General features: G+C 66.0%; 18 protein-coding genes. 9 read left to right on the plus strand and 9 right to left on the minus strand.

The genetic code is table 11. The features are described 5' to 3' along the window. Window positions 1–91: 91 nt before the first annotated feature. From ABZ824_RS07470 to ABZ824_RS07480, 3 genes are read left to right on the plus strand one after another with little or no spacing between them, the layout of a single operon-like run. Complete coding sequence (locus tag ABZ824_RS07470) at window positions 92–1,708, plus strand: AMP-binding protein (protein ID WP_356962237.1); 1,617 nt, start codon at window positions 92–94, stop codon at window positions 1,706–1,708. Beyond that, window positions 1,705–2,478, plus strand: coding sequence for an enoyl-CoA hydratase/isomerase family protein (locus ABZ824_RS07475; RefSeq protein WP_356962239.1), 774 nt, complete (start codon window positions 1,705–1,707; stop codon window positions 2,476–2,478). The genes ABZ824_RS07470 and ABZ824_RS07475 overlap by 4 nt, the downstream gene beginning before the upstream one ends. Before the next feature lie 36 nt (window positions 2,479–2,514). Then, window positions 2,515–3,273 carry an SDR family NAD(P)-dependent oxidoreductase gene (locus ABZ824_RS07480; RefSeq protein ID WP_356962241.1) on the plus strand — a complete coding sequence of 253 codons (759 nt, stop codon included), beginning with the start codon at window positions 2,515–2,517 and terminating at the stop codon, window positions 3,271–3,273. 743 nt (window positions 3,274–4,016) lie between these two features. Here ABZ824_RS07480 and ABZ824_RS07485 read toward each other — a convergent pair. Further along, a complete protein-coding gene (locus ABZ824_RS07485) occupies window positions 4,017–4,568 on the minus strand; it encodes a TetR/AcrR family transcriptional regulator (RefSeq protein WP_356962492.1) in 552 nt (183 codons plus the stop codon). Here ABZ824_RS07485 and ABZ824_RS07490 point away from each other — a divergent pair. The 5 genes from ABZ824_RS07490 to ABZ824_RS07510 all read left to right on the plus strand — a co-directional run bounded on the left by ABZ824_RS07490 (window position 4,510) and on the right by ABZ824_RS07510 (window position 8,743). Next, window positions 4,510–4,659, plus strand: coding sequence for a hypothetical protein (locus ABZ824_RS07490; RefSeq protein ID WP_356962503.1), 150 nt, complete (start codon window positions 4,510–4,512; stop codon window positions 4,657–4,659). The two genes, ABZ824_RS07485 and ABZ824_RS07490, sit on opposite strands and share 59 nt — an antisense overlap. 259 nt (window positions 4,660–4,918) lie before the next feature. Next, on the plus strand, window positions 4,919–6,385 hold the full coding sequence (locus tag ABZ824_RS07495) for an aldehyde dehydrogenase family protein (protein ID WP_356962243.1): 1,467 nt from the start codon (window positions 4,919–4,921) through the stop codon (window positions 6,383–6,385). Window positions 6,386–6,399: 14 nt separating this feature from the next. Continuing rightward, the gene (locus ABZ824_RS07500) at window positions 6,400–7,290 is read left to right on the plus strand and encodes an SDR family NAD(P)-dependent oxidoreductase (protein ID WP_356962245.1); all 891 of its coding nucleotides are present in this window, start codon (window positions 6,400–6,402) and stop codon (window positions 7,288–7,290) included. 6 nt (window positions 7,291–7,296) lie between these two features. Next, complete coding sequence (locus tag ABZ824_RS07505; protein ID WP_356962247.1) at window positions 7,297–8,484, plus strand: cytochrome P450; 1,188 nt, start codon at window positions 7,297–7,299, stop codon at window positions 8,482–8,484. Between the two features lie 67 nt (window positions 8,485–8,551). Then, window positions 8,552–8,743, plus strand: a complete 192-nt coding sequence (locus tag ABZ824_RS07510; RefSeq protein WP_356962249.1) for a ferredoxin — start codon at window positions 8,552–8,554, stop codon at window positions 8,741–8,743. A gap of 125 nt (window positions 8,744–8,868) precedes the next feature. Here the strand turns inward: ABZ824_RS07510 and ABZ824_RS07515 are convergent, their stop codons facing one another. The 8 genes from ABZ824_RS07515 to ABZ824_RS07550 form a co-directional block, all read right to left on the minus strand. Continuing rightward, window positions 8,869–9,669 carry a GntR family transcriptional regulator gene (locus ABZ824_RS07515; RefSeq protein ID WP_356962251.1) on the minus strand — a complete coding sequence of 267 codons (801 nt, stop codon included), beginning with the start codon at window positions 9,667–9,669 and terminating at the stop codon, window positions 8,869–8,871. 320 nt (window positions 9,670–9,989) lie between these two features. Then, on the minus strand, window positions 9,990–10,778 hold the full coding sequence (locus tag ABZ824_RS07520; RefSeq protein WP_356962253.1) for an enoyl-CoA hydratase/isomerase family protein: 789 nt from the start codon (window positions 10,776–10,778) through the stop codon (window positions 9,990–9,992). A 209-nt stretch (window positions 10,779–10,987) separates the two neighbouring features. After that, window positions 10,988–11,503, minus strand: a complete 516-nt coding sequence (locus ABZ824_RS07525) for a hypothetical protein (protein ID WP_356962255.1) — start codon at window positions 11,501–11,503, stop codon at window positions 10,988–10,990. Then, window positions 11,500–12,567, minus strand: coding sequence for an acyl-CoA dehydrogenase (locus ABZ824_RS07530; RefSeq protein WP_356962257.1), 1,068 nt, complete (start codon window positions 12,565–12,567; stop codon window positions 11,500–11,502). The genes ABZ824_RS07525 and ABZ824_RS07530 overlap by 4 nt, the downstream gene beginning before the upstream one ends. Next, the gene (locus ABZ824_RS07535; protein WP_356962258.1) at window positions 12,564–13,727 is read right to left on the minus strand and encodes an acyl-CoA dehydrogenase family protein; all 1,164 of its coding nucleotides are present in this window, start codon (window positions 13,725–13,727) and stop codon (window positions 12,564–12,566) included. Before ABZ824_RS07535 ends, ABZ824_RS07530 begins: the two co-directional genes overlap by 4 nt. Window positions 13,728–13,764: 37 nt before the next feature. Beyond that, window positions 13,765–14,991, minus strand: a complete 1,227-nt coding sequence (locus ABZ824_RS07540) for a CaiB/BaiF CoA-transferase family protein (protein WP_356962259.1) — start codon at window positions 14,989–14,991, stop codon at window positions 13,765–13,767. A 3-nt stretch (window positions 14,992–14,994) separates the two neighbouring features. Beyond that, window positions 14,995–16,203 (minus strand): acyl-CoA dehydrogenase family protein, encoded by a 1,209-nt coding sequence (locus ABZ824_RS07545; RefSeq protein WP_356962260.1) that lies wholly within the window; start codon window positions 16,201–16,203, stop codon window positions 14,995–14,997. Between the two features lie 139 nt (window positions 16,204–16,342). Beyond that, complete coding sequence (locus tag ABZ824_RS07550) at window positions 16,343–16,858, minus strand: DoxX family protein (protein WP_356962262.1); 516 nt, start codon at window positions 16,856–16,858, stop codon at window positions 16,343–16,345. Window positions 16,859–17,045: 187 nt separating this feature from the next. Here ABZ824_RS07550 and ABZ824_RS07555 point away from each other — a divergent pair, with 187 nt between their 5' ends. After that, window positions 17,046–17,837: an enoyl-CoA hydratase-related protein gene (locus ABZ824_RS07555; protein WP_356962264.1), complete on the plus strand. Its 792-nt coding sequence runs from the start codon at window positions 17,046–17,048 to the stop codon at window positions 17,835–17,837. Window positions 17,838–17,850 lie beyond the last annotated feature (13 nt).

The raw sequence follows: 17,850 nt of genomic DNA on the forward strand, positions 1-17,850 counted from the left end.
CGCGAGTGAAGGTTTGGTTATCGCCACCATGAGGTACTGTTTCGGGTACCATCGAATCACATTTGGTACCCACACTCGCATTGGAGTGGTAATGAGTCCTGACTCTGCAACCCGCGTCGGTGAACTGCTCGAGCAGTTCGGGGCGCCGGAGGCGGACGTGGCCTGGCTGTTGTGCGACCGGCATTCGGAATCGGCCCGAGCCCTGACGATCATCGATGAGCGATCGGTGGCGACGCACTACAGCTATGGTGAGCTGGCCGAGGCGTCACGCCGAGTCGCCGCGGTACTGGCCGAGGACGGAGTGGGGCGCGGTGATCGTGTCGCGACCGTGATGGGCAAGGGCGCCGATCTGGTCGCGGTCGTGCTGGGCATCTGGCGCCTGGGCGCGGTGTATGTGCCGTTGTTCACCGCCTTCGCCGAAGACGCGATCGGTTCCCGGCTCACCGATGCCGGGGCGGTGCTCGTCGTGGCCGACGAGGACCAGCAGGCGAAAGTGCCTTCCGGTGACTGGACTCTCATCGTCGCCGGTACCGATGCCCCGGAAGGGCTCACCGCCCGGATCGACGCGGCCGACCCGAAGGATATGGACTCGGTCCGGGTCGGTGGTGACGGTGCGTTGGTGCACATGTTCACCTCCGGTACGACCGGTAAACCCAAGGGTGTGGTGCATCCGGTGCGGTATGCCGCCGGCTGGCAGAGCTACCTGGAGTTCGGTCTCGGTGTGGGGTCCGGCAGCGTGTTCTGGTGCGGTGCCGACCCGGGATGGGCCTACGGGCTCTACACCGCGATCGTGGCGCCGCTGGCGGCCGGCGTGCCGACGATCCTGGTTCGTGGCGGCTTCTCGGCCGCGACGACGTTGGCGGTGCTGAAGGATCTCGCGGTCACCGACTACACCGCCGCGCCCACGGTCTATCGCGGGCTGCGCGCTTCAGGAATCCCGGTACCCGAGAACCTTGCCCTGCGCCGGTTGTCGAGCGCGGGAGAGCCCCTGACCCCGGAGGTCAACGACTGGGCCAGCGAGGCGCTCGGACTCGAGGTGCACGACCACTACGGGCAGACCGAGCTCGGAATGCCGATCGGTTTCCCGCACCACCCGCGGCTGCGACGCCCGGTGCTGACCGGAGCGATGGGAACATCGCTGCCGGGCTGGAGGATCACCGTCTTGGGCGAGGACGACGACGCGCCGGTCGCTGCCGGGCAGACCGGGCGGCTGGCGATCGTGGTGGCGGACAGTCCGTTGATGACCTTCCGCGGCTACGTCGGAGGGCGCGGTAGCGACCGGTTCCGCGGCGATGGCGCGTATTTCCTGACCGGTGATATCGCCTCGATCGACACCGATGGGATCGTCCGGTTCTCCGCGCGGGACGACGATGTCATCATCATGGCCGGATACCGCATAGGCCCCTTCGACATCGAATCCACCCTGCTGCGGCATCCCGCCGTCGACGAAGCCGCAGTGGTCGCAGGCCCGGACGAGGTACGTGGTGAGGTCGTCGAGGCATTCGTGATCCTCGCGCCCGGCACCGAGGGCACCGACGATCTCGTCGAGCAGCTCCAGCAGTGGGTCAAGGACAATTACGCCGCGCATGCCTATCCGCGCCGTATCCACTTCGTCGAGGCGCTGCCCAAAACCCCGAGCGGCAAGATCCAGCGTGCACAGCTACGTCGGCGTCGCCGTGAGAACACCCCGGGCGTGGCTGCCTCATGAACTCCTCCGCACCGGTCCTGATCACCCGCTCCGGTCCGATCCGCACGCTCACTCTCAACCGCCCCGCCCGCCGCAATGCCTTGAACCCGGAACTGATCGAGGCACTCGATACCGCCCTGACCGAGGCCGAACAAGATCCGCACACCCGGTGCCTGATCCTCGCCGGAGCGGGCAAGAGCTTCTGCGCCGGCGCCGACCTACAGTATTTCCTCAGTGCGGTCGACACCCCGGGCGGACCGACTCGGTTCCTGCGCCGGGTCTCGGCAGTGGTCACCCGGTTGGAGACCAGCCGCCTGCCGGTGGTCGCCGCCCTGCACGGGCACGCCGTCGCCGGTGGTCTGGAGCTGGCACTGGCCTGCGATGTGGTCGTCGCCGCCGAAACGGCACTCATCGGCGACGGGCATATCCGCAACGATCTGCTTCCGGCCGCGGGCTCGAGCGTGCGGTTGCCGCGCAAAGTGGGCGACTCGATGGCGCGCTGGCTGGCCCTGACCGGACAGCTGGTCCCCGCCCAACGGCTCGCCGCGACCGGCTGGCTGCACGCGGTAGTCCCCGCCGAGGAAGTCCACGCCTGTGCCCAGGCCGCCGCGATGGAGTTGGCCGATGCGAGCGGCCCGGCCCAATCCGCGTTCAAAGCCCTGCTGCACACGCTGACCACCATGGACGAAAAGCACGGGTTGGCCCGAGAACTCGACGATTTCGAAGAGCACTGGAACACCAACGACGTACCGGCCGCATTGACCGCGTTCCTGCAACGCCGATCGGCCTAGTGCATACCGAACCCGCTATCTCACTTTGGGAGTGCAATGAACCGCTACACCGATCAAGTGGTCCTCGTGACCGGCGGAGCCCAAGGGCTCGGCGCGGCCATGGCCGAACGATTCGCGGCCGAAGGCGCGATCGTGGCCATCGGCGATGTCAACGACGTCGCCGCCCACGACCTCGCCGACCGCCTGGAGAAAGAATTCGGGCGCGCCTGCCTGGCCCATCCGGTCGACGTCACCTCCTCCGAAGACGTCAACGCCTGGGTCGAAGCCGTCGCCGGCACGCACGGCCGCATCGACGTCCTGGTCAACAACGCCGGAATCATCCGTGACAACCGCATCGAGGATATCGACGACAAGGACTGGCACTCGGTCGTGGATGTCTCCCTGTCGGGAGCGTTCTTCTGCGCCCGTGCGGTATTGCCGCACATGCGATCACGCGGCTACGGCCGGATCGTCTCGTTCTCCTCGATGAGCTGGCGCGGCAACTTCGGCCAGGCCAACTACGTCGCCGCCAAGGCCGGCATCGTCGGCCTCACCCGCACCATCGCGCTGGAGACCGCCCGCCAAGGCATCACCGCCAACGCCATAGCGCCCGGCCTCATCGAAACACCCATGCTGGCCTCGATGAACGCCGCGGCCCGCGACAAGCTGATCGCCAAAGTGCCGCAACGCAAGACCGGCCAGCCGCAAGATATCGCCGAGGCCGCCGCGTACCTGTGTTCACCGGCCGCCGGATACGTCAGCGGCGTCGTCCTCGACGTGGATGGAGGCCTGGGTATCGGTTCATCGATCCGATAGCCGAGCCCGGCCCCAGTCTGCCTGGTCCGGATCGTGGCGGGGAGCCGTCGCCTGTCGTGGGTTCAGACGAGCGAGTGGTGAAGAAGCGCTCGATCGTTGGGAATCGGATCAGGCGTTCGGATCAGCACGTCGGTCGCGCGGCGTGGCTCGATGAACCCTGGGATTGCCTTGCCAGCCGCACGGCAGTCCGCAACTCGCCTGGACCACTGTCTCGACCCGGCCGCTGACCATTTCCCGATCGATCGCCGAGGCATGCGCGGGATAGCCACACTTCGGGCACTTCTCGAAGAAGTCGAGTACGTCGCGGATCCGCATGTGCAGGACGCGGTCCGGGGTCGATCGCGGCGGTGTCTGGGTACGCATTATCGGGCGCGTCTCGCTGCTGCGTGGGGCGCCGCGCCGATCCGAGCCGGTCTGGGTTCCGGCGGAGTCGCCGCACAGTAACTTCGCTATCGACCGAGCGGCGTCGCGGCGGGCACCGCCGGTCGCACGCCGACCTGCTTGGAGCGTGCGGGAATCGCGGCGTGCAGCACTGTCATCTGCCACTGGAGCGCGAATCGCGGCGGCGAGCGGGGTGGTCGGCTGTTCGCGCGGATCGAGGCAGGCGACCAGGTCGTTCGACGGGTCTGGCATACGCCGATTATACAGACAAATGATTGATATATTTTACTACTTGGAACCCTGTGGTGGCCCGCGCCGGTCGAGCTCGGATTGTGCTGCGGCGGCCCGGCGAAGCGCTGAGGTCAGGGCTTGTTCGCCGTGTCCGCTGGTGTGTAGCCCGCGCCGAAGAGGACGAACCGGGTCAGCGCCGCCTTGATGTCCCGGTCGCTGCCCGCGGTGGGGAAGAGGGTATCGCCGCCGAGGGCGGCGCCGAGGACTAGTGCCAAGGAGAGTCGGACAGCGTCTCGGATGTCGCTGGTCGCCGCGGTGCCGCTGGCGGCCATATAGCGGTGGACTCCGTCCATCAGCGCGTGTATGCACGGCGCGAGCGGCGAATGATCCGCAATCAGCTCGTTTTCGCCGGCTCCCGCGGCCAGCGAGGCGAGTATCTGGCGGTTGGTCGCGCAAAGGTCGTACAGCCCGGATACGAAGCGAAACGTGACGTCGGTGGGAGTCTGGCGGGTATCGGCGCCCAGCGTCGTCGCGAAATCGTTCATGAACTCCACCAGGGGAGCGGCTGCTGTCGCGCGGAACAGTTCGGCTTTGGACGTGAAGTGGCGGTACACCATCGACTCCGTGACACCTGCCCGCTGTGCGATCAATCTGATGCTGGTCCGCTCGAATCCACAGCCCATGAACTCGGCGGAAGCCGCGCCGGTGATGAGTTTCCTGACTTCGGCCGACGATCGACGTCTGCGGTCGGTGCTGGTTGCCACCCCGTCATGATCCCACGGGCACTTAGGGAGGCGGACTCCCTTGACGTGACTCGGATCATATCGTTAAATCATTCATGAGATGCCAATCACACGCCGCGGTGGTGAAGGCCCCGAGGTCTGATGGGCATCGCGACCACTGCCAATCACTATCCGTCCGGGTGCGGCGTTCGGCGGCCCCGACGGTTCATCGGATGAGTCGACCGGTCTCGCGGCGATCCATGTCGTGCCTGCGCTCATCCATTCCGTAACACCGTGAGGAGATCCACTACATGGCTGCGATCGAGGGTCGGCTGTTCATCGACGGCGAGTTTCGAGAAGCGCGGTCGGGACGCCGATACGACGTGATCAATCCAGCCGACGAATCCGTCGTCGCGACGGCGGCGGACGCGGGAGTCGAGGATGTCGACGACGCGATCACGGCGGCGCGCCGGTTCGCCGACACGTCGGATTGGGCCACCGATCACGAGTTCCGCAGGCACTGCCTCGTGCAGCTGCAAGGTGCGCTCCGAGAACGACTGGACGACATCAGGGCGCTGGTGACCGCGGAGGCGGGAATCTGCGCATCGGTGCTGCCGACGCATGTCGACCTGATGGTCGACGGGATGGACTTTTTCAACGACCTCATCACCTCCTTCCAGTGGGAGGAACAGTTGCCGGCGTACGAAGTCCTCGGCATGCGGAGCTTGCGCCGCATCCGGTATGAGCCCTACGGCGTCGTCGGTGCGATCACGCCGTGGAACGCGCCGTTCATGACCGCCATCTGGAAAATGCATCACGGCCTTGCCACGGGTAACGCGGTAGTGCTCAAGAGCGCTCCGGACACCCCGCTGACGGGCGCACTGCTCGCTCAGATCGTGAGTGAATCCACCGATATCCCCGCGGGTGCGTTCAACGCGATCAGTTCCGAGGACAAGTCCATTGCCGGCGATGCCATGACCGCTGACCAGCGAATCGATCTTTTTCATTTCACCGGTTCCCCCGGAGTCGGACAGCGGATCGCCGAACGCGCAGCCACTGGAATCCGGCACACGGTTCTCGAGTTGGGTGGAAAATCGGCGAATATTCTCCTGCCGGATGCCGATCTGGACCTAGCGTGTGGGCTCGGTGTGGCCATGTGCATGTCCAGCAGTGGGCAAGGATGCGCGCTGGCGACTCGTATGGTCGTGCACGCGGACATCTACGATGAGGTGCTCGCGAGGCTGGAGGCCATCGTCGGCAACCTGCCCTGGGGTGATCCGCGGGACCCTCGGAACGTCGTGGGGCCGATCATCCGTGAGGAGCAGTTGAAGCGCGTCGAGGGCTTGGTCGATCGGGCGCGTGCCGAGGGCGCCCGGGTGCTGTGCGGAGGGGCGCGTGGCGATCGGGGCGGTCGCGGATTCTGGTACCAGCCCACTGTTCTCGCCGATGTGGATGAGAACGCCGAGATTGCGCAGACCGAGGTGTTCGGCCCGGTGCTGTCGGTCATCCGTTACGACGGCGACGACGATGAGGCCGTCCGCGTCGCCAACAATTCCCGCTACGGGTTGTCCGGGTACGTGCTATCCGCGGACGAGGAACGTGCCTGGGCTGTCGCCCGCCGCCTCAAGGCCGGAACGGTGAATATCGGCGCCTCCTTCTACCTTTCACCCGATGCGCCGTTCGGCGGATACGGCATCAGCGGCGACGGCGTCGAACACGGCATCGAGGGCTTTCGGGAGTACCTGCGCATCAAGTCCATCGCCAGCCCCGAGCGCTGATCCGAGGAGTGACCATGAGGATGCAAGACAAGGTCGTGGCCATCACCGGCGCCGGTTCGGGGCTCGGCCGGGAGGGCGCGCTCCTGTTCGCCGACGAAGGGGCGAGTGTGGTGGTCAGCGATGTCGTACCCGGACGCGCGCAGAAGGTCGCGAAGGAAATCGAGCTGCGAGGCGGACACGCCACGGCGTTGGACGCGGATGTCCGGATCGAAGCCGACATGAAACGCTTGGTGGACGCGACGACCACCAGCTATGGCCGCATCGACGTCATGTGGGCGAATGCGGGCATTCCGGAACCGGGATTCGGCATGCAACCGCTGGCCGAATCGTCGCTGGAGGACTGGAACAACATCTTCGCGGTGAATACGACCGGCATCTACCTGGCGTGGAAATGCGCCGCGCAGTGGATGATCGGGAACAACGCCGGTGGTGCGCTGCTGGCGACATCGTCGGCCGCCTCGTTCACCGCGTACCCGGGGTTTCCCATGTACACAGCATCGAAGGCCGCTGTGAACGGCTTGGTGCGGGCGGCGGCACTCGAGTTCGGCAAGTACGGGATTCGCGCCAACGCGTTGTGCCCGACCCACGGGATGTCGGTGAATTTCGCGCTGCCGCCGAACGCCGAGGTTCTCGGTAAGTCGTACGAGGAGATGCAGCCATGGGACCCGGACAAGCGGGCGATGCCGCTGCGCCTCGATCGGCCGCCGACTCTTCGCGACAATGCCGATCTCGCGTTGTTCTTGGCATCCGACGAGTCGAGATACATGTCCGGGCAGACGATCCAATCGGCGGATGGCGGGCAGTTCGCTCGCACGTCGATCATCTTCCCGACCGATCTGGGCGTGACGGATGACATCACGTCGGGTTCGATCCCGGACGAGTTCCGCGATCAGATGGATCGGTGATCGCGGATGCAGTCGACCACCAGATTCGATCCCCGCATCTCGGGACTGTCACAGCAGGTGAAGACACTGGCCAGTCCGCAGGAGGTGTACTTCGAGAAGGCGCGGGACATCCGCGCGGAACATCTCGACGGAGCCCTGCATCTCTACCGCCACGACGATATTCTCGCCCTCAACAAACACCCCGACGTGCTGGGCAACGGTGGCAGAGGCGGGAGCTTCGGCCACGATGGAAGGCTGATCCCCCTCGAAATCGACGGACCCGACCACAAGAAGTGGCGGCGGCTGCTGGACCCGATGTTCGCCCCGAAACGGGTGCAGCGGCTCGAAAATCAGATACGCCGGCTGGCGGCCGACCTGATCGAAAACGTTCGAGCGGCCGGCGGAGCCGAGTTCAACAGTGGTTTTTGCACACCGCTGCCATGCCAGACGTTCCTCGGGCTCGTCGGCGCCCCCACTGCGGATCTCGATTTCTTCTTGGAGTTCAAGGAGGGAGTCATCCATCCGAAGGGCGATACCACCGAGGAGATCGAAGCGAATATGGCAGTGGCAGGGGGGAAGTTGCTGGAATATTTCGACGGGTTCCTGAAGGACAAACGCAAGCGCCTCGATGAGGATGATGATGTCATCGCGGAACTCTTGCGATCCGAGGTGGCCGGCGAGCCGCTGGCCGAGTTCGACCTGATCAACATCCTGTTCCTGTTGATGTTCGCGGGACTGGACACCGTAACGGCCTCGCTGTCGTGTTCGATCGCGTGGCTCGGAAGGAATCCGGAGCACCGACGGAGCCTGGTCGACTCTCCGGAGTTGCTGATGCCTGCCATCGAGGAACTGCTCCGGTACGAGTCGCCGGTGCCCTCGGGCATGCGGTATCCGGTTCGGGACATCGATCTCGGCGACGGACTGATCATCCAGGAAGGCGAACAGATCAACGCGTTCTGGGCTGCGGCGAACGTGGATCCGACCTATCACGAGGATCCGCTGCGTGTTGACTTCGGCCGGCCCCGGGTCGGTCACATGACGTTCGCGAGCGGAGTGCACCGGTGTCTCGGATCTCACCTCGCGCGCATGGAACTTCGGATCGCTCTGGAGCAAGTGCTCGCGGAAATTCCTCGATACGAAGTCGATATCGATGCCTTGGTATACGACAACGTGGCGGTTCGGACGGTCACTCATCTGCCGGTGGTGATCCCGTGATCGCGGCACGCCGGAGTGTGGTGCGATCTGTGGCGCGCTGGTCGACCGGAAAGGCGGTGTCGCGCCGATGAGACTGCGTCTGGAGACGGATAAATGTGTCGGACATGCGCTGTGTCATGCGATGGATGCCGATTTGTTTCCGCTCGACGACAACGGCTACTCCACGGTGCAATCCACGGAACTCTCGCCGGGGGACGTCGGGCGCGCACAAGACGGGGTGAACGCGTGTCCGGAGCGCGCCCTCCGGATTGATGAGTAAGTCGTCGGCGGCCTGACCATTCGAGTGAATTCGCCGGTGTCCTCAGCGGCGCCGGCGAACTCGAAGTGTCTCGAGGAGTTCGGCACGGGGTGGCGCCGATGGCCGCGGCAGGGACGGTAGCTGTCCTACGGCAGGACATCCACCAACGTCACGTCGGAGTTGCCGACCATGTATTTCGCGACGCCCTCGAGGTGCCGCCGCCAGTGCGCCTGCGCTCCGCCGACGTCGCCGTCGCGCAGCGATTTGACCAGCTTGGTCCACGCCCGCTGTGCAGCGCGTTGCGCCGGTCCCTCGTGGCCTTCTTCGTGGGCGGCGATGAATACGACGTTGTGCACTTCGATGATCTTGAACAGTATCTCGGCGAGGACACCCAGGGTGATGTTGCCCGCGAGGCCGACGAGCGCCTGGTGCAGCCGGACGTCGTGTTGCGCGAAAGCCTCGGCGTCATCGATCAGTTCAGCGCCCTTGTGCACCATCTGGTCGAGTTGGTCGAGGCCGGCCGCGGAAGCCCTGTTTCTGCCCCTGCTGTTGCCCAGCATTCCGACCGCGGCCACCTCGAGTTCCGTGCGAGCCCGATAGACGTCGACCAGGGGAGTTCCCTTGTACTGCAGGAGCAGACCGGTGTACCTAGCCGCTACGGCGTCGTCGAGTTTGAGCACGCGTGCGCCACCGTGCGCGCCCCGCAGCACCGTGATGATCGACTCCGACTCCAGGATGCGAAAGGCCTCGCGCAGCGTGGGTCGGGAAACCCCGAAGTGCTCCATGAGTTCCGCCTCGTTCGGCAGGGGGTCGCCCACGGACAACTCTCCGGTGATGACGCGTCGGCGAAGATCGGCCGCTACCAGTTCACCGGCCTTGGGTACCTTCACCACACTCGACCTGACCAACTTGGCCACCGACCCCTCGCTTTTCCTTGTTGCTGCCATGTCGAACCCACATCATGCCAGGTGTGTGCGGCGATGCGTTGCACCTTACGTATAATTAGTTAGACTGTTGTGCTCATAATACAGCCTTCAACTCATCCTCGCCGCAGATGAGCCCCAGCGTGCGACGCACCATTTTCGATTCCGAGCACGACCACTTTGGTGCCGCTGTCAGATCTCTCTTCGAAAAAGAGTGCGCACCCCGCGTCGGGAGTAGGAGGCGCGCGGTTATGTGGACCGGGGCGTGTGACTCGAGGTCGGCTGGGGTTGGTGTGGTCGTGACTTCGGCCTCGGCGCACCGCCGGAGGCGAAGTCGTCACTTCCTACGTGCGTTGAGCTTCCACCATCTCCTGCACCCGTGCGATGTGCTCCGGCGATGTGAGACTTTGCCGCTCGGCCGCGATCGCCTGCTCGAGCAGTGCTCCGAGAACTCGGGCGGAGCCTGCGTTCATCAAGCGTTTGGTGTCCTGTAGCGCCCGTCGTGGAATCGCGGCGAGGCGGTGCGCGAGGTCCAGCGCGGTCGACTGCACGTCTTCCGCCGGAACGACGCGGTTGACCAGGCCGTACTCGAGCGCTTTGCGGGCTGGGATCCGCTCGCCGAGTAGAACGAATTCCTTGGCCCGCATCAGTCCGGCCATCAGTGGCCAGAGCATGGCGGTGCCGTCCGCCGGCACCAAGCCGACCGCGAGGTGTGGATCGGCCAGAAAAGAAGTCTCGGATGCCACGGCGAGGTCGGACAACGCGACCAGGCTGGCCCCCAAGCCGACCGCGGGACCATTGATCGCCGCCACGATCGGCTGGGGAAGTCCGGCCATGCCGTGTGCGATCCGGCGCGCTTCATCGAACACCTCGTCCTGCACGTCGGCGTCTCGTTGCGTCTCCACCATCCGGGGAAGGTCGCCGCCGGCACTGAAGGCGCGACCCGCGCCGGTCAGGACAACGGCGCGCACCTCGCGATTCGCCGCCAGATCGGGCCAGACGTCGGCGAGTTCCCGGTGCATGACCGCATCGGCGGCGTTCCTCGCCTCCGGCCGGTTCATGGTCACCACGGCCACGTGGCCGGTGTACTCGATGGTCAGCGTGCGGTATCGGGTCACGTCACTCCCTCTCATAAATAGTTAACCAATTATACTTATTGGGCGTTATTGTGACCGTGCCCGTACCAGGTGGGGCTGCGGCGTGCCGGAAGCTCCTTCTCAGAACAGCGGCGGCCGTGACGGTCGCGGTGATCGAGGGCCCGCGGCCAGGCGACGGTGACCATGCGCGACACTCCCGCTCGGCTGTTGGGCGAGCCCGGCGCCGGATCGCCCGCCACCGCTACTTACCGATGCGGCGACCAGGGCTGCCGACGAATCGCCGAGGAGACCATGGCGGCGTAGCGGTCGGCGAGGGCCGCTACCTCTCGGCACAACACACGTACCCGCTCATCGGCGCCTCCGTGCTGCCGCAGCGATCGATGGAACTCGACCGAAGCCTGGGCGACCTGGTCCACGGTGCGGCAGATCTGGTCCCGGTCTTCGCTCGGCAGGTGGAGCAGAGCCGTGTTCAGCAGTGTCTCGATACCGAGCAGTAGTTGGGCACGCGCTGGTTTCGGGCCGCTGTCTTGCGACCCAGTCGGCTCGGCCGCATAGCAATCCGCGAGGTCCCGGGCGAGTCCGGTGATCACGCGGGCGAGGGGTCCCCCTTGCGCGTCGACGGAGTGTCCCCGCACAGCTCGCAAGAGCTCCAACGAGGTGGGCAGGACGGCGTCCACCTCGATATGGGCGTGCGAGCTGTCGTGTCGCGACGGCCGCGCCAGTTGGCTGTTGCTCGGGCGTGCCGACAATCGGATGCTCATGTCAGTCCGGTCACCAGATTCCACAATCCCGCACCCGACGCGCGTAGAGCCGCCTCGCCGAGCACGTGCTCCCAGTGCTGCGGTCCTCCGAATTCCGAACGCCATGCCAATGCCCGCAGAGTGAAGTGACGTAACCGATGATCGAGCGTGAACCCGATCGCTCCGTGCGCTTGATGAGCGTTGCGCGCCACGATCGGCGCTGACCGAGACGTCTGAGCCTTGGCCACCGCGATCGCCAATTCACTACGCTCGTCTTCGAAACCCGCTTCGGTGACGCGGGACACGGCGAATTCGGTTGCGGCGCGAGCCATGGCGACCGCGCCGGCCGACTCCGCGACCAGCGACTGGACAGCCTGGAACTTGCCCAGCGGTCTGCCGAACTGCTGGCGGGTGCCGACGTGTTCGATGGTGAGCTGGAGCGCCTGTTCTATCGCCCCGCAGATCTGGATCGAACGGGCGAGCGCACCACGCAGCATGAATTCACGCCCGATCCGGTGCGGTGCCGGGCCGATGGCGCTGGAGGGTAGTTCGACGTCGACAACGATTCGATCACGGGGGTCCCGCGCCAGACCGGTGCCGGGCTCGAGGCTCAGGTCGGCGGCGGACACCAGTGCGACCGAGTGGTCGTTGGCGAGCACGACCGCGTCCGCGGCACGCGCCCATGGCACGCGATCCAAAGATGCGGTCACACGGCGGTCGTCGATGACGAGCGACGGGTCGTACGCGGCGGTGAGCGGCGCGTCGGGTACCGGCAGCCCCGCCGCGCGCAGCAGCCAGGACGCCAGAAGATCGGTTTCGGCGAGCGGGACCGGCGCGGCGTGCGCGGCGGCACTCGCGATCACCACAGCGAGGTCGGCTTGCGTCGCGCCGCTGCCGCCGTCGGATTCGGGCGTCGTCAGAAGGGTGAGTCCGGACTCGGCGAGTGTCTTCCACAGCGTGGGGCTGAACGCGATCTCGGTGTCCGGTACGTCCAGGACGGCGCGTGCGGTGGCGGAGAAGATGTCGTCCGCCAGGCCCCTCAGTTCGGCCAGTTCCTCAGCGCGGCCGGGTGCATCGAATGTCATCGCAGTCCTAATCCTCGTGCCACCACGCCGCGCAGAATTTCGCTGGTTCCGCCGCGCAGGGTGAATCCGGGTGTGTGCAGCAGCCCTTCACCGAGCAGCCGGGTGAACTCGTCAGCGGAGCCGGGATCCGCGTCGGTAGCGACGGCGGTCGCGGCGACTTCGACCACGTCGCCTTCGTAGCGGGTGCCGAGGTCTTTCACGAGCGCTGCGGAGAGGTCCGCGGACTTCCCGTCCGAAAGGGCATTCGCCACTGCCGAGGACAGCTGCCGCAGCGTCGTCAGCCGCGCCACGAGCGCGCCGAGCGACGTGACCGATGCCGTGTCGGAATCGTCGCTGTCCGCCAATCTGGTGAGGAACGCCTCCAGCAGCGGTTGGGTCGACAGGATGCGTTCGGGGCCACTGCGCTCGAATCCGAGTTCGGAGGTCACCTGGCGCCATCCCTCGCCGGGAGTGCCGAGCACCATGTGGTCCGGGACGAAGACGTGATCCAGCACCACCTCGTTGAAGTGATGCTGTCCGGTGAGAAGCCGGATGGGGCGTATCTCGATGCCCGGCGCATCGAGCGTCACGATGAACTGGCTCAAGCCGTCGTGACGCCGTGCGGCATCGAGCGGGGCACTGCGAGCGAGAACGAAGAAGGCGTGTGCGTGGTGCGCGCCCGATGTCCAGACCTTGGTCCCGGTCAGCTCCCAGCCTCCGTCGACGCGCGTGGCCTTCGTCCGCACGCTGGCCAGGTCCGACCCGGACTCGGGCTCGCTCATGCCGATCGCAAAGAAGCACTTCCCTTCGGCGATCGCGGGAAGGTACTCGCGCCGCTGGCCGTCGGTGCCGTAGCTGAGCAACGCGGGGACGACCTGCCGGTCGGCGACCCAGTGCGCCGCCACCGGCGCGCCCGCGGCGAGCAGTTCCTCGGTGACGACGAACCGGTCGAGATGGGTGCGACCGTGGCCGCCGTACTCGGTCGGGACGGTCATTCCCAACCATCCGCGTCCGGCCAGACGCTCGCTGAATCCCGGATCCCACGACGAGATCCACGAGTCGACGTGTGGCTGCCAGCCGTGCGTCGCGCGATCCTGGATCAGGAACGCGCGCACTTCGGCGCGAAGCGCGTCCGCCTCCGGCGGGAAGGCGCGCAAAGGGGGGATCAGCGAAGTGTTCAATGTCGTCTTTCCAGTCGTCGGGTGTGGGTATGCGCGGTCACACGACCCCGCCCGCGGTGAGCTTCTCGATCTCCTCTTCCGACTTGTCCAGCACCTGACTGAGCACCTCATGGGTGTGCTGTCCCAGCTTCGGCGGCGCTTCGTAGCGGGCGAGCGGCGCGCCGGACATGCGGATCGGGTTGCGCAGGATATCGAGCGCGCCCGAATCCGGGTGTTCGACGGTCAGTTTGAGCTGCCGGTGACGCACCTGCGGGTTGGCGAAGACGCCGTCCATATCGTTGACCGGACTCACCGGAACGTCGGCGGCCTCGAGTTCACGGACCCACTCCTGCGCCGGGCGAAGGCGAAAGATCTCGCCGAGAGTGGAAAGGACCAAGTCGCGATTGGCGATGCGCGCCGACACCGTGGCGAAACGAGGGTCTGTGGCGAGATCGGGCATTCCCAGAACCTGTACCAGTCCAGACCATTGTTTGGGTGTGGATGCCACGACGAAGATCTCGTCGTCGGCGCATCGGAACGTCTGGGAGGGGATCCCGCCGAAACCTCCGTTCCCGCGCCGTGGCGCCGGAGTCCCGGAGACGAGGTAGTTCTGTGCGTAGTGGGAGAGCGCCGCTACCCCGCAGTCCAGCAGGGCCATGTCGATGTACTGTCCTGTCCCGGTCGCCGCCCGATGGTGCAGGGCGGCCAGAATCGCGTTACAGGCGTACAGCCCGGTGAGTATGTCGACCATCGAGACGCCGACCTTCATCGGGCCTGCGCCGGGTTCCCCGTCGGGATGGCCGGACACGCTCATCATTCCCGACATCGCCTGGAAGACGCCGTCGTAGCCGGGCCGGTCCGAATACGGACCCTCCTGCCCGAATCCAGTGATCGAGCAATAGATCAATCGGGGGTTGATCTTTTGGAGCGAGGCGTAGTCGAGTCCGTACTTGGCGAGCACGCCGACCCGGAAATTCTCCACGAGGATGTCCGAGCGTGCGGCGAGCTCGCGAATGAGCTGCGCGCCCTCCGGCTTGGAATGGTCCACGGTGATCGACCGTTTGTTGCGGTTGCAGCTGAGGTAGAACCCTGCCTCGGGTGTGACCTGGCCGTTCCGGTCGTGCAGGTACGGGGGCCCGTAGGTGCGCGCGTCGTCGCCGACGCGTGGGCGTTCCACCTTGACGACATCGGCACCGAGGTCACCCAGCAATTGGGTGGTGAACGGCCCCGCGAGAATGCGGCTCAGGTCCAACACCCGGATGCCGGACAAGGCAGCTGTGCTCATCTGTCAATCCTTCGGCTCGCGAGGCAGTCCGAGGACGCGCTCGGCGATGATGTTCTTCTGGATTTCGCTGGAACCGGCGTAGATCGTCTCCGCGCGGGCCCGGATGAAGGAGCGGCGCAGTGCCTCGGAGGGCCGGTCCGGACCGGAACCCCATTCCGTCGACAGCCACCCATCGGCGCCGAGTATGTCCATCGCGACCTCGGTGAACTCCTGATGCCAGCGTGACCAGTAGTACTTGCCGATCGACGACTCCGGTCCGAACTGTCCTTCGCGCAAGGCGGTCGACAGTGTGCGTAAGTTGTTGTAGCCCATGATGTCCAGCTGGATCATGCTGTCGATGAGCCGGTCGCGCAGCACCGGGTCGGCGGTGGCTCCTCGCTTCTTCGCCAGTTCACGGACCTCCGCCATTTCCCGGCGGAACGAGAACTGATAGCCGAGAACAGAGGTCGCGCGTTCGTGCCCGAGGGTGGTCATCGCGCACTGCCAACCCTGCCCCGGACGGCCCAGGACGTTGTCGATGCTCGTGCGGGCCTCGTCGAAGAAGACTTCGTTGAAGCCGCTGTCGCCGAGCATGGTGCGGATCGGGATCACTCGCACGCCGGGTTGGTCGAGCGGAATCAGCATGTAGGACAGTCCCGCGTGCCGACGCGAGTCCGGATCGGTGCGCACGATGGCGAAGATCCAATCGGCGTGCTGGGCGAAGGTCGTCCAGATCTTCTGTCCCGTGACGACCCACTCGTCGCCGTCGAGCCGCGCCCGGGTGGCGATACCGGCGAGGTCGGAGCCCGCGTTAGGTTCGGAATAACCTTGGCACCAGACGACTTCCGCACGGGCCATCGGTGGAAGCAGCCGTTGCCGCTGCTCCGGGGTCCCGTAGGTCAATGCGGTCGGCGCCATCAAAGTCTCGCCGTGGAATGCCGCGCGCGGCGGCGCACCAGCCTGTGCGAGTTCGGTGGCCAGAACGATCTCTTGGGACAGCGTGGCGTTCCGTCCGCCGTATTCGGACGGCCAGGAGATCCCGAGCCATCGCCCGTCGGCGAGTTCTCGCTCCCAGGTGCGCCGTAGCTCCCAGTTGTCGTCGTCGTCCGGTCCGCCGCGGTCGTGCTGATTCACGAAACGGTCGGTGAGGTGCTCGCGGAGCCACGTGCGCAGCTCGTCGCGGAACAGGATGTCCTCGGGTGTCAGAGGCAGGTCGCTGGTCGTGTCTCGCATGCCGTCGCCTCTAGGCCGGGGGCAGGTGGCCGCACATCGGCCATGTCGAGGTGACCAGATTCTGAATGGGATCTACGCAGTCGAATTCCATCCCTGTCCTTTCGATATCCGGCGGAAGCGGCTCGGCCGCCCGTGATGGTCAGCCGGCTTGGGTGTTCGGGGGCCGGTAGAAGACAGCGAGTTGCAGGGCCGCTGCGAGCAGGCCGCCGATCAGCGAGATCGCCAGGCCCGGCCAGCCGTCGATGCTCGGGGCGAGTCCGGCGAGGTGATCGAGTGACCATTCGCCCGGCCCAGCGGTCGCCACGAACACGCCGATCGTGGCGAGGACCAGGTTGTACTCCCAGCCGTTGGCATTGACGAAGAAACCCGACCCGCGATGCACGGTATAGGCCGCAACCGCCATCAAGGCCACGAACCCCGCTCCCGCGAAAGGGGTGAGCAAGCCCACGGCGAGCAGCACGCCCGCGGCCGTCTCGGTGCCGGCGGCCAGCAGTGCGTGCACCCGCCCGGGACGCATCCCGATACTGTCGAACCAGCGGCCGGTGCCCGGTATCCGCCCGCCGCCGAAGAACTTGTTGAGGCCGTGCGCGGCCATCGTCAGCCCGGCGATGACGCGCAGTGCGGCCACGGCGAAATCGACTTCGGTCCCGGTCATCGCGCACCCGCCGGAAGCGGTCGGCTCGATTCGCCCGCCTTGCTGCTCGCGCGGTCGCGCGGCGATTCGGCCATGTCCGGCTCGGGCACGTCACTCTCCTTCGGCTGTGCACTGGACTCTGCTGTAGCTTGGACTTCCAAGCGCTTTATAGTACAAATAATACACTAATTAAACCAGAGGAGGAGACGTGCCCGACCTGGAATGGCGCCTCGAACAGGGCGTCGGCACGATCACGCTCAACCGGCCACAGGCGCGCAACGCGTTCACCTTCGAGATGATTCGGGAGTGGGCGCGGCTGCTCGAGGCCGCGAAGCGTGATGACGAGGTCAAGGTCGTCGTGCTGACCGGTGCCGGTGAGCAGGCATTCTGTTCGGGCGTCGACCTCGGGAGCATCTCCAACGCGAACAAGGACCTGACGCCGCTGCAGCGCAAGTCGCAGTTGCACGACGAGATCCATCAGGTCGCCCTCGCGGTCGAGGCGCTGGACAAGCCGCTCATCGCCTCCATCAACGGCGTCGCCGTCGGCGCCGGGCTCGACATGGCGCTCATGTGCGACATGCGGGTGATGTCGCGCTCGGCGAAGGTGTCGGAGGGGTACGTGCGCGTCGGCCTCACTCCCGGAGACGGAGGCGCGTACTACCTGCCCCGGATCGTCGGCACCTCGAAGGCATTGGAACTGTTGCTGACCGGCGATTTCATCGACGCCGACGAGGCGCTGCGGATCGGCCTGGTCAACAGGCTCGCCGAGCCGGAGCGGCTGGCCGAGGTCACCGGGGCGCTGGCCGCGCAACTCGCCGCCGCGCCGCCGGTCACGGTGCGCATGATCAAACGCGTGACCTATCAGTCCGCGGGCACCGACCTGCGCACCGCGCTGGATCTCATCTCCTCGCACTTCGCGGTCGTGGCAGCCACCGAGGACGCCGCGGAGGCGCTCGCGGCGATGCGCGAGAAACGCGCACCGAACTACGTCGGCCGCTGAGAACAACACCGGA

It is taken from the genome of Nocardia sp. NPDC047038 (genome assembly GCF_040644075.1).
GTDB lineage: Bacteria > Actinomycetota > Actinomycetes > Mycobacteriales > Mycobacteriaceae > Nocardia > Nocardia sichangensis.

What these genes read in the sequence shown, in the direction of transcription:
- ABZ824_RS07470 (WP_356962237.1), top strand. Translation starts at nt 92, where the DNA reads ATGAGTCCTGACTCTGCAACCCGCGTCGGTGAACTGCTCGAGCAGTTC.
- ABZ824_RS07475 (WP_356962239.1), top strand. Translation starts at nt 1,705, where the DNA reads ATGAACTCCTCCGCACCGGTCCTGATCACCCGCTCCGGTCCGATCCGC.
- ABZ824_RS07480 (WP_356962241.1), top strand. Translation starts at nt 2,515, where the DNA reads ATGAACCGCTACACCGATCAAGTGGTCCTCGTGACCGGCGGAGCCCAA.
- ABZ824_RS07485 (WP_356962492.1), bottom strand. Translation starts at nt 4,568, where the DNA reads ATGGGCTGTGGATTCGAGCGGACCAGCATCAGATTGATCGCACAGCGG.
- ABZ824_RS07495 (WP_356962243.1), top strand. Translation starts at nt 4,919, where the DNA reads ATGGCTGCGATCGAGGGTCGGCTGTTCATCGACGGCGAGTTTCGAGAA.
- ABZ824_RS07500 (WP_356962245.1), top strand. Translation starts at nt 6,400, where the DNA reads ATGAGGATGCAAGACAAGGTCGTGGCCATCACCGGCGCCGGTTCGGGG.
- ABZ824_RS07505 (WP_356962247.1), top strand. Translation starts at nt 7,297, where the DNA reads ATGCAGTCGACCACCAGATTCGATCCCCGCATCTCGGGACTGTCACAG.
- ABZ824_RS07510 (WP_356962249.1), top strand. Translation starts at nt 8,552, where the DNA reads ATGAGACTGCGTCTGGAGACGGATAAATGTGTCGGACATGCGCTGTGT.
- ABZ824_RS07515 (WP_356962251.1), bottom strand. Translation starts at nt 9,669, where the DNA reads ATGGCAGCAACAAGGAAAAGCGAGGGGTCGGTGGCCAAGTTGGTCAGG.
- ABZ824_RS07520 (WP_356962253.1), bottom strand. Translation starts at nt 10,778, where the DNA reads ATGAGAGGGAGTGACGTGACCCGATACCGCACGCTGACCATCGAGTAC.
- ABZ824_RS07525 (WP_356962255.1), bottom strand. Translation starts at nt 11,503, where the DNA reads ATGAGCATCCGATTGTCGGCACGCCCGAGCAACAGCCAACTGGCGCGG.
- ABZ824_RS07530 (WP_356962257.1), bottom strand. Translation starts at nt 12,567, where the DNA reads ATGACATTCGATGCACCCGGCCGCGCTGAGGAACTGGCCGAACTGAGG.
- ABZ824_RS07540 (WP_356962259.1), bottom strand. Translation starts at nt 14,991, where the DNA reads ATGAGCACAGCTGCCTTGTCCGGCATCCGGGTGTTGGACCTGAGCCGC.
- ABZ824_RS07545 (WP_356962260.1), bottom strand. Translation starts at nt 16,203, where the DNA reads ATGCGAGACACGACCAGCGACCTGCCTCTGACACCCGAGGACATCCTG.
- ABZ824_RS07550 (WP_356962262.1), bottom strand. Translation starts at nt 16,858, where the DNA reads ATGACCGGGACCGAAGTCGATTTCGCCGTGGCCGCACTGCGCGTCATC.